The sequence below is a fragment of the Anaeromyxobacter sp. SG66 genome (assembly GCF_022690805.1).
Classification (GTDB): Bacteria; Myxococcota; Myxococcia; order Myxococcales; family Anaeromyxobacteraceae; genus Anaeromyxobacter; species Anaeromyxobacter soli.
Genome location: NZ_JALCZC010000029.1, coordinates 37,845 through 48,017 on the forward strand (window position 1 = coordinate 37,845; position 10,173 = coordinate 48,017).

Here is a 10,173-nt window from a genome sequence, read left to right on the forward strand (position 1 = left end):
GCCGTGATGCGAGGCCTCGAGCAGATCCCCTGGCTGTACGATCTCGGCCTCGCCCTCCTCGAGCGCGGCCGGCTCGGCCGGTGGCGCGAGTGGCTCGCCGGCGGCGCCCGCGGCCGAACGCTCGATCTCGGCACGGGCACCGGCCGGAACCTGCCCCTCCTGCCTCGCGGCGCCGCCGTCGCGGTCGATCCCCACCGCCCGAACCTCGCCCGGGCCCGCAGCCGCGCGCCGCACGTGCCGCTCGTGCTCGCCCGCGCCGAGGCGCTGCCGTTCCGCGACGGCGCGTTCGACACCGTGCTCTCCGGCCTCGTGCTGTGCAGCGTCCGCGACGTTCCCCTGGCGCTCGGCGAGGCGCGCCGCGTGCTCGCGCCGGGAGGCACGCTGCGCGCCATCGAGCACGTCCGCGGCGGTCACCTCATCGGCGCGATCCAGGATCGCGTGCAGCCCGCGTGGACGGTGATCACGGGCGGCTGCCATCCGAACCGGGAGACGGAGCGTGCGCTCCGAGAGGCGGGCTTCGAGCTCGACGCGAGCTCCCTGCGAGCCCGGGGCGTCATGCGCCGGCTCGAGGCGCGGCCGCGCGGGGGCTCGCTCCGATCGGCTCCGCCGGGGCGTCACGATCCGTGACGGCAGCTCGACGGGGCCCGCCGGGGTGCGACTCGATGGCGTTGCGAGCGCGGCCGCCGCCGCCTCATAGAACGGCCGTCGACAGTCACCCTTGGAGAAGGGAGCACGCCGTGAAGCCGAACGCGATTCTCCGCCTCGTCGTCGCCTGGGTCGTCGTACTGCTCGCCGCCGCCTCGCCCGCGCGCGCGCAGCTCGACGAGGGAGCGGGCACCCGGTACGCGAAGGACTCCTATCCGACGCAGGAGCTCGTGCGTCAGCCGCTCACCCTCTCCCGCGGGCTCATCGAGCTCGGCGTCCCGGTCCGCATCGAGATCTCGAACTCGAACGACGGCAGGGTTCCGGACTGGAGCATCCCCGCCAGCCTCGACTTCGGCGTGACCGATGATCTCCAGGTCGGCGTCTTCCACTCCACCGGCCTGTGCTTCGGCGAGAGCGGCAACGACTGCCGGAAGGTCTACGACGACGTCGGAGGCCGCATCCGGCTCGGGCTGCTGCGGGCGGGCCCCTCCAACCAGGCCACGGTCGAGGCCCGCGTGCAGGCGTTCGAGTTCAGCGACGTCGTCTGGACCGGCGCGGTGGGGCTCCAGTACAAGACCACCCTCGGCCCGAACCTCGCGCTGCTCGCGGCCGCCGACTGGACGTCGTTCCTCAACAAGCGCAGCGACGTGGCGTTCAAGGACGCCATCGCTGGCGCGCTCGGGCTCCAGCTCCAGCTCTTCCCGGGGCTCGCGGCCTTCGGGAACATCGGCCTGGACTATCCGCTGAACGAGCAGTCCAGCTTCGACCGGAAGGTCGCGGGGCCGGTGAACGCCGGGGTCGAGCTCACCCCGGTGCACAACATCACCGTCGGAGCCGACGTGATGTTCTCGAACCTCGTCGGCGAGGACAACGCGACCGCGTCCGGGTACCTCCCGCTCGACCGGTTCCCTCGCGCCCGCGACGTCCTCACCGAGAACCGCAGCCGCGGCGACGAGCGCTTCGTCTCGGTGTACGCGCGTCTGTTCCTGTAGGACGGTCGGTCCCTGCTGCCGGCGGCGCACGGCGCGGCGCCGGCAGCGGGTGACGCGCGGGTGTTCCACTGTCCGACGGCGCCCGCGCGGGTTAACGTGCAGGCGACCGTGCTGCGCCGCCTGCGCCCCCTCCTCGCCCTTGCGTCGCTCGCGCTCGCGCCCGTCGGGGCGAGCGCCCGCCCGGGACGGCAGCAGCCCGCTCGGGCGGCGCCGCTCGTGCCCGCCGTGCCGCCGCCCGCCGCGCTCGAGTCTCCGCTCCCGCAGGTCGAGCCCGCGGCCCCGAACGCCTGGTTCATGCCGAGGCTGCCGCCGAAGGAGGCTCCCGAGGCCCCGGGGGCGCCTCCCCCGCAGCCCGACGAGGGCCCCGGCGCCCCTGGCGAGCGGCCCGCCGGCGGGGACAACTGGCTCGACGCGAGCCATGCCTTCATCGCGGAGCGCATGCTCGCGCCCGTGATCGTCTTCGACCGCTTCTTCTCGGACGAGACCGAGCTCGAGGCCGAGCGATCGCTGTCGTTCGTTCGCTGGCGCAACGAGCTCAAGCTCCGGCGGGGCCATCCGCCGAGCTACACGGTGGGGCTGCGGGCCGATCTGCGCCTGCCGGGCATGAACCGCGTGCTCGACCGGCTTCGCTTCGTCGTCGAGGGGCAGACGCGCGACGCCATCTCCGCGCTCCTCCCCTCCGAGGGCGAGGAGCCCACCGACGCGGTCGGGACGGGAGGCGCGGAGCTGCGGGTGCGGGTCTGGGAGGGGCTCCTCGCGCACGGCGACCTCGGCGCCGGATTCTTGCTCCAGCTGCCGCCGGGCGGGTTCGTCCGCGCGCGGCTCCGCTGGGCCATCCCCGTGGGTCCGCTGTTCCTGACGCGCGTCGCGACGAGCGGCTTCTGGCGGACCGACACGCACCTCGGGACCTCGCTCGACGCGGCACTGGAGCGCGGCATCCGGCGCTACGCGCTGCTGCGGCTCTCGGGCTCCGGGCGGCTCACCCAGCGCAGCCGCGGCGTGGAGTGGTCGAGCGGGCTCGCCGCGCTGCGAGCCTTCTCGCCCACCGTCGCCATGTCGATCGGCGTGGGGATGGAGGGGACGACCCGAGGTCGTCCGAGCGTGGACCGCTACAGCGCGAGCACCCGCTTCCGCACCGACGTCTACCGCCGCTGGCTGTTCTTCGAGGTCGAGCCCGAGGTGTCCTGGCCGTGGACACCCGAGCGGGGCCGCGAGCGGGAGTACGCCTTGATGCTGCGGCTGGAGGTGCAGTTCCGCGGCTGGGACGCGCCGCGCGGGCAGGGCATGCGGCGCGCGCCCGAGCCGCTCGAGCCCGCGGATCCCCCGCCCGAATTGCCCCCCGGCGCGCGCGTGCCCGGCTGAGGCCCGGAGGGCTCGCCCGGGGCTCGGCTCCTCCGAGGCGGATGGCGCCCGCCCGCCCCTCCTTGCGGCGGCCCCCCGGCACGGCGTTACGATCCGCTCGTGCTGCGCCTCGGCGCGCTCGTCGTCCTCTGCTCGCTCCTCGGCGCGTGCATGGGCGGAGCTCGACCGTTCCGCTGCCCCGATCGCGGCGGCGCCGAGTGGCGCGAGCTCGCGAGCGATCACTTCGTCCTGCGCACCGATCTCGACGCCGGCCGGGCGGCGCTCCTCGTCGAGCGGTTCGAGCGGATGCGCGCGGCGGTCGCCGCGGCGCTCCCCGCGGCACGGCCCGCGCCCGGGCGCGTGGAGGTCATCGCGTTCCGGAACGCGGCCGAGTACGCCGCCTTCGCGCCGGACGGCGCCGAGGGCTACTACCTGCGCAGCGAGGGCGGGCCGCCGCGGATCGTGCTCTCCGGCGAGCTCCGCTCCGACCAGCGCGCCCTCCTCGCGCACGAGATCGCGCACCACTTCCTCTCGGGCGCGTTCCTGCGCCAGCCGCGGTGGTTCGCCGAGGGCATCGCGGTCTCCATGGAGTCGCTCGGCGCGGACGTCCCCGGCGGCGTCCTGGAGCTCGGCGCTCCTCCCGCGGCGCGGCTGGCGCGGGCGAGGCGCGCTCCGGTGCCGGCGCGGTCGCTCCTCGCCTGGGATGGGACCGCGGGCGAGCGGGACGTGCTCGACTGGTACGCGGCGAGCTGGCTCCTCGTCCACTACCTCGCCTCCGCCCGGCCCGACGCGTTCACCGAGCTCCAGCGGCGGCTCGCCGCGGGCGAGCCCCCCGACGCGGCCTGGCGCGCGGCGTTCCCCGAGCACGATCCGGCGCGGCCCGGCGGGCTCGAGGCGCTCGACGCGGCGCTCGCCGCGCACGCGCGGGGGCGCCTCGAGGCGCAGACCCGCGAGCTCGCCGTGCCCGTCGCGATCGGCTACTTCGAGCAGCGCATCCCCTCACCGGAGGTGCACGCTATCCGCCTCGCGCTGTGGCAGCACGGTCCCGCGAAGCGGCTGGACGCCCTGCGCGCCGAGGTCGAGGAGACGCTCACCGAGGACCCCGCTCACCCCATCGCGCTCCAGTACCGCGCGGCGCTCTGGCGCGAGGACCCGGTCCGGCTCGCACGGTCGGCGGTGGAGGCGCACCCGCTCGATCCGCGCGCCTGGACCTTCCTCGCCATCTCGCTCGCCGGTCCAGCGGCCGCCGCCGAGCGGGAGGACGCCTTCCGGCGCGCCTCCGAGCTCGCCCCCGCGAACGCGGCGGCGCTGCACAACCTCGCCGCCGAGCTGCTCGCGCAGGGGCGGTCCGGCGAGGCGCTCCCGGTGGCGCGGCGCGCCGTCCAGCTCGCCCCCTGGAGCCCGCCGATCCTGGCCGGCTACGCGGCCGTGCTCTCCGACCTCGGCCAGTGCGCGTCGGCGATGCCGGTCCAGCAGCGCGCGATCGACGCGCTCCCCGAGCGCGCGCCCGCGCTCGCGCGGCGTGCGCTCGCGGGGAAGCTCGACGCCTACGCCCAGCAGTGCCGCGTCGCCTCGGGCGCTCCGCCGACGGCGGCGGGGCCGTGACTCAGCGCCGCCGGGGCGGCGCAGCGGGGGCGGCGCGGAGCACCGCGAGCGCGCGCGCGAGGTCCTGCGGGAGGGGCGCCTCGATCGCGAGGCGCCGCCCGGTGCGCGGATGCTCGAACGCGAGGTGCTCGGCGTGGAGCGCCTGGCGCCCGATCGCCTCCGCGGCGAGGCGCACCGGGTGCTCCGGCGGGAGCCGCGCCTCGCGCCGCGTGCCTCCGTAGACTGCGTCCGCGAGCAGCGGGTGCCCCGCCTCGGCGAGGTGCACGCGGATCTGATGCGTCCGGCCGGTGTGAAGCGTCACCTCGGCGAGCGTCGCGCCCGACGCGAACGCCTCGCGGACGCGCCACTCGGTGACCGCGCGCCGCGCGCCAGCCCCCCGGCCCGTGTAGCGGGTGCGATCGCGCGGGTGCCGTCCGTAGGGCGTGTCGAGCCGTCCCACCGGGGCGAGCGCCCCGTGACACAGCGCGAGGTAGCGCTTCTCGACGGTCCTCCCCTTGAACTGCGCCTGCAGCGCGGCGAGGGCGGCCTCGGTCTTCGCGACGACGAGGCAGCCCGAGGTGTCCTTGTCGAGCCGGTGGACGAGGCCGAGCCGCGCCTCGTCGAGCCCGCTCGCGGAGCCCGCCTCGCCGGCCGCGGGCCGAGGCTCGCGGGCGAGGCGGTGCAGCAGCGCGTTCACGACCGTGGAGTGCGGCGTGCCGCGGGCCGGGTGGACCACCATGCCGGCGGCCTTGTCGATCACGAGGAGATCCCGGTCCTCGTACAGCACGGCGAGCGGCAGGTCCTGGGCGACGAGGTGCGAGGGCTCCGGGGGCGGCACCTCCACCTCGAGGGTCTCGCCGCCGCGGAGCCGCGCCGCCGCCTTGGCGGCCCGCTCGCCCATCCGGACGCGGCCGTCCTCGACGAGGCGCTGCACGCGGGCGCGGGAGAGCTCCGGCAGCAGTCGCGCGAGGGCGACGTCGAGGCGCGTGCCGGCGAGCTCGGCGGGGACGAGGACGATCCGGCGATCGATGCGCGGGCTCCCGGGCTACCAGATCCGCGACTTCACGTGGCCCTTGGAGCGCAGGATCACGTCCACGATCGCGCGGTCGTAGAAGTTCGTGCGCGCGTACAGGTCGGGCGAGACGCGGGAGCGGTAGAGCTCACGCCCCTCCTCCAGCTCGTCCTCGAGCACGTCGAAGAAGCGATCCTGCTCGATCCCGCGGACGATCTTCTCCTCGTTGTAGAGCGACACGTCCGAGCAGATGGCCCGGGCCAGGCGCATCGCGGCCTCGGCGGAGTCGATGAGCGGCATGGGCGCAGATCGTACGTGACGCGCAGGTGTCGGTCAACGAACGGACCCGCGCGCGGGGACGCTACCGCCGCGGCGCCGGCCCGCTCGTCCCGGCCGCCGCGGCCATCCGCTCCAGGTACGACCGCGCGACCTTCTGCCCGTCGAGCCTGAGCTCACGCGCGATGCCGAGCAGGATGCCGCGCAGGTAGACGGCCGCGGGCAAGAGCGAGTAGCGGTCCGCCTCGATGTTCTCGATGTGGTGCCGCGTGACCTTCGTCCGCTCGGAGATGAGCTGGAGGGAGATCCCGCGCGCCTCCCGGATCTGGCGGAGCACCTCTCCCGTCCAGGCGGTGGCATCCGGGATCCCGGCCTCGCGCGCGGGCGGAGGCGGCGCGCCGGGAGCGGGCGTGAGGGCGGGGAGCGGGGCGCGCACGGGCGGAGGTGTGCGCGTGGGCGCCACCTCACGGTCGAGCCGGATGGGCGCCGGACGCGGCGCCTCCGCGGTGGCCCAGGCGGCCGGCCGCGAAGGCTCGGCGGGGACGGCGGCGGGCGGTGCGGCGTCGGCCTCGTCCTCATCGTCATCCCGGTCGCGCGCGGCCGGCGCGAGCGTGAGCGCGGGGATGACGGGGGGGATCGCGGGCGGCCACGGGCTCGGGATCGGGTCCGTGGGCGCGCCGATGCGGACGTCGTAGCGGGCGCGCGCCGCGGGATCGAGGAGCGTCGCCCGCGCCTCGTCGAGGCGCGCCGAGAGGAGCTCCGCGTCCTCGGGCGCCATGAGCGAGTAGGTGACGATCGATCCCGGCGCGTACAGCTCGCGCGCGCGGGCGTACGCGGCCTCGATCTCGCCCGGCGTGGAGTCGGCCGGGACCTCCAGGATCTCGTAGAGCGTCTGCTGCGCGAGCGGCTTCACTTCGTGCCCCCGGGGCGCGCCACGTCGAGCGCGATGAGGCCCTCGGCGATCCCCGCGAACGCCCGCGCCGCCGGTACGTCCGGCCGCTCGACGAGGAGCGGCCGGCGCGCGCGGACGGCGCGCCACATCTCGTCGTCGTAGTGGATGAACCCGAGGTAGTCCATCTCGAGCCCGAAGTACTTGCGCCAGGCCGCGACCACGGCCTTGCCGACGTCGGCGTCCTGCGCGGTGCGCGCCTGGTTCACCACGAGCCGCGGGCGGAACGCCGCGAGCTGCCGCGCCAGGTTCCTCCCCGCCTCGGGATCGCGCTGCGCCAGCGTGGCGACGAGCTCCACCGGGCTCTTGAACGTGCCCGTGCCCATCACCGAGCGCAGGAGCCCGTCGTACCCGAACACCTGCGCGACGGTCCGCATCCGCCGCCAGAACGCCGCCTTCACGAAGCGGTACGCGTTCTCCACCGCGGTCGGCTCGGGGACGAGCACCAGCACGCCGTGGTCCGACACGAGGAAGAAGTCGAGCACGTTCGTGTGCGTCCCCGCACCGAGGTCGAGGATCGCGTAGTCCACGTCGAGCTGCTGCACGTGGCGCAGGAGCCGCATCTTCTGGGCGTGGCGCGGGTTCGCCACGTCGAGATCGTCGAGCGCCCCGGACACGAGGCCGAGGTTCTCGATGCCGCTCGGCGTGATGACGTCCTCGATCCGCTCCACCTTGCGGTCGATGAAGTCGGAGAGCGTGCGCTTCGGCACGTCGAGGCCGAGCGTGGTGTGCAGGTTCGCGCCGCCGAGATCGGCGTCCACGAGCACGACCTTCTTGCCGCGCCGCGCGAGCGCGATGCCGAGGTTCGCGGAGATGAGGCTCTTGCCGATGCCGCCCTTCCCGCCGCCCACCGAGATGATACGGCGCGCGCGAACGGGGGCCGGCGCTGGGTGGCGGCGCGGCTCCGGGACGGTCTTCACCAGCTTGAGCGTCGGGGCGTCGCCCATCGCGGGCACATCCTAGCCGAAGCGCCCCGCTACTCCAAAAGCTCGGCGTTCCAGTAGGCTGCGTCGGCGAGCGAGAGGAACGGACGCCACTCACGGTAGAGCGCCCGCCGCGCGGCGGAGCGGAAGACCGGGGTCCAGCGCGGCCGTGTAGGTGCGTGGAGCAGGCGCATGCGGGCCTCCTCCGGCGTGCGGCCGCCCTTGCGCAGGTTGCACGCGACGCACGAGCAGACGACGTTCTCCCACGTCGTCGAGCCGCCCCGGGAGCGGGGGACGACGTGGTCGAGGTTCAGCTCCGCGCGACGGTACCGCCGCCCGCAGTACTGGCACGTGTTGTCGTCCCGCGCGTAGATGTTGAAGCGCGAGAAGCGGACGCGGGTCTTCGGCAGGTGGTCGTAGGCGAGGAGCACGATCACCCGCGGCACGCGGATGCGCCGGCTCACCGTGCCGATGGAGTCGTGCTGCGCCGCCGCGAGCGCGCTCCAGCTCGGGAAGTCGAAGAGCTGGAACTCCTCGTCGATCGCCTTCGCCACACCCTGGTAGAGGAGCGTGAAGGCGCGCCGCACCGAGGTCACGTGGACCGGCTGATAGACCCGGTTGAGGACGAGCACGCCGGTGTCGAGCATCCTGCTTAAAGTAGCGCCCGGCCTCCACCTCCGCACGTCCGCCGGCGCTCGCCTGGCCGCCAGCCTGACGGGGCTGCCGCCCCGGCTCGGCAAGGCGCTCCGGGTGCCCGTCAGCGCCCGGCGAGACGGAACAGGCCGCCGGCGGGGCCGCCGCCGCCGTAGAGCAGCCGGTAGGCCGCGTACGAGCGCAGCACGCGCTTCACGTAGCCGCGGGTCTCCTCGAACGGGATCTCCTCGACGAACTCGTCGAGCTCGAGATCCCCGCGCGCCTCCAGCCAGCGGCTCACCGCGCCGCCGCCCGCGTTGTACGCGGCCACCGCCAGCGCGACGCGGCCGTCGAAGCGGCGCAGCAGCTGGCCGAGGTAGCGGGCGCCGATGCGGATGTTCAGCGCGCCGTTCATGAGGTCGGCCCGGGACGGCCGCCGGATCTTGAGCTGGCGCGCGACCTCGCGCGCCGTGGGGAGCATGAGCTGCGTGAGCCCGATCGCGCCCACCGGGGAGACGGCGTGGGGGTCGAGCGCGCTCTCCTCCCGCATGAGCGCCTGGAGGAGATCGACCGGGACGCCCGCCGGCGGCGCCCAGCGCTGCACGTCGCCGCGGAACGCCGGCGGGTAGGCGATGTGCCAGACGCGGAGGTTCTCGGCGGCGGGCGCCCGGCGGAGCGCGACGCGCGCCCGGGTGCGGAGGAGCTGGTGGGCGTTGCGGTGGTCGCCGGCGCGGTCGAGGAGATCCGCCACGATGAGCGCCGCGTCCGGCGCGTCGGGATCCGTGAGGCGCTCGGGATCGACGGCCGTGAGCTCGGCGGCGGCGTCGCGCGTGAGCCCCATGCGCAGGAGGAGGACGCCGGCGCTGAAGTGCGGATCGGCGGCGAGCGGACCGGGCCGCCACCTGGGCGGCGCGAGCGCGGCGGCCGTCGAGGCGTGCGCCGCGGCCGGCAGCGCCCGGGCAGCGCCCTCCTCGCCCCCGGCGCCGCCCGCCAGCCGCGCCCGGGCGAGCAGGCCGTAGTAGTCGGCCGGGAAGCGGGTGGCGAGGTCCGTCCAGATCGCCTCCGCCGCCCGGGCGCCGCCGTCGCCGCGCCCGGCGAGGATCCGCGCCCGCCAGTACGCCGCCCGCGCGTGCTCGTAGGGATCGAGGTCGCGCTCGCCCTCCTCGATGGCGAGGAGCTGCGCGATGGCGCCGTCGAGGTCCCCCGCGCGGCGCGCGAGCCAGGCCAGGCGGAACCGCGCCTCGTCCCAGTAGTCGCCGCCCGCGTGGTCCCGGACGATGCCCGCGAGCGCCTCGCGCGCCTCTGCGTCCCGCCCGGCGCGCAGGAGCAGATCCGCGGCGGAGAAGAGGGCGTCGTCCGCGAGCGCGTTGCGGGGGTAGTCGCGCGCGAGCCGCCGGTAGAGCGCGATCGCGCCGTCCTTGTCCCCCGTGTTCGAGGTCGCGCCGGCGAGCAGGAACAGCGCCTTGACGCGCACCGCGGGGTCGTCGCAGCCCTCGACCACCGGGCGGAGCGCCTCCATCGCGTCCGCGTAGCTGCGCGCCTTGCGGTGCGCGCGCCCGAGCGCGGCGCGGGCGCGGCAGGCGAGCTCCTCGCCCGGCGCTGCGGCGGCGAGATCCGGCACCGCCTTGCGCAGGAGGTCCACCGCCGCGTCGGCGAGGCCCGCCTCGAGGAGCGCCTCGGCGCGCCGCACCTGCTCCTCGACGCCCGGCTCGCCGCCCAGGGGCGCGGGCAGCGCGCGCAGCGCGGCGAGGCACTCGCCGGCCTCCGGCGCGATCGGGTGGTCCGCCCAGCACGCCGCGAACGCCCGCCGCGCGGCGG

General features: G+C 75.8%; 10 protein-coding genes. 4 read left to right on the forward strand and 6 right to left on the reverse strand.

What is annotated here, in order from left to right; translation table 11 throughout:
* Nucleotides 1–6 precede the first annotated feature (6 nt).
* From MNZ39_RS10645 to MNZ39_RS10660, 4 genes are all read left to right on the forward strand, one after another.
* On the forward strand, nucleotides 7–627 hold the full coding sequence (locus MNZ39_RS10645) for a class I SAM-dependent methyltransferase (protein WP_242338195.1): 621 nt from the start codon (nucleotides 7–9) through the stop codon (nucleotides 625–627).
* Between the two features lie 110 nt (nucleotides 628–737).
* On the forward strand, nucleotides 738–1,637 hold the full coding sequence (locus MNZ39_RS10650; RefSeq protein ID WP_242338197.1) for a hypothetical protein: 900 nt from the start codon (nucleotides 738–740) through the stop codon (nucleotides 1,635–1,637).
* Nucleotides 1,638–1,733: 96 nt separating this feature from the next.
* A complete protein-coding gene (locus tag MNZ39_RS10655; protein ID WP_242338199.1) occupies nucleotides 1,734–2,999 on the forward strand; it encodes a hypothetical protein in 1,266 nt (421 codons plus the stop codon).
* A gap of 99 nt (nucleotides 3,000–3,098) precedes the next feature.
* Entirely contained in the window at nucleotides 3,099–4,583 is a 1,485-nt protein-coding gene (locus tag MNZ39_RS10660) for a hypothetical protein (protein WP_242338201.1), read from the forward strand.
* A gap of 1 nt (nucleotide 4,584) precedes the next feature.
* Here the strand turns inward: MNZ39_RS10660 and MNZ39_RS10665 are convergent, their stop codons facing one another.
* From MNZ39_RS10665 to MNZ39_RS10690, 6 genes are all read right to left on the reverse strand, one after another.
* Nucleotides 4,585–5,592 (reverse strand): RluA family pseudouridine synthase, encoded by a 1,008-nt coding sequence (locus MNZ39_RS10665; RefSeq protein WP_308197191.1) that lies wholly within the window; start codon nucleotides 5,590–5,592, stop codon nucleotides 4,585–4,587.
* Nucleotides 5,593–5,607: 15 nt separating this feature from the next.
* Nucleotides 5,608–5,874 carry a hypothetical protein gene (locus tag MNZ39_RS10670; RefSeq protein WP_242338203.1) on the reverse strand — a complete coding sequence of 89 codons (267 nt, stop codon included), beginning with the start codon at nucleotides 5,872–5,874 and terminating at the stop codon, nucleotides 5,608–5,610.
* Between the two features lie 61 nt (nucleotides 5,875–5,935).
* Nucleotides 5,936–6,763, reverse strand: a complete 828-nt coding sequence (locus MNZ39_RS10675) for a helix-turn-helix domain-containing protein (protein WP_242338205.1) — start codon at nucleotides 6,761–6,763, stop codon at nucleotides 5,936–5,938.
* A complete protein-coding gene (locus MNZ39_RS10680) occupies nucleotides 6,760–7,746 on the reverse strand; it encodes a P-loop NTPase (protein WP_242338207.1) in 987 nt (328 codons plus the stop codon). Before MNZ39_RS10680 ends, MNZ39_RS10675 begins: the two co-directional genes overlap by 4 nt.
* Nucleotides 7,747–7,775: 29 nt before the next feature.
* Nucleotides 7,776–8,369: an HNH endonuclease gene (locus MNZ39_RS10685; RefSeq protein WP_242338209.1), complete on the reverse strand. Its 594-nt coding sequence runs from the start codon at nucleotides 8,367–8,369 to the stop codon at nucleotides 7,776–7,778.
* Between the two features lie 110 nt (nucleotides 8,370–8,479).
* Nucleotides 8,480–10,173 (reverse strand): transglycosylase SLT domain-containing protein (locus tag MNZ39_RS10690; protein ID WP_242338211.1); only part of this gene is annotated, 1,694 nt, incomplete at its 5' end.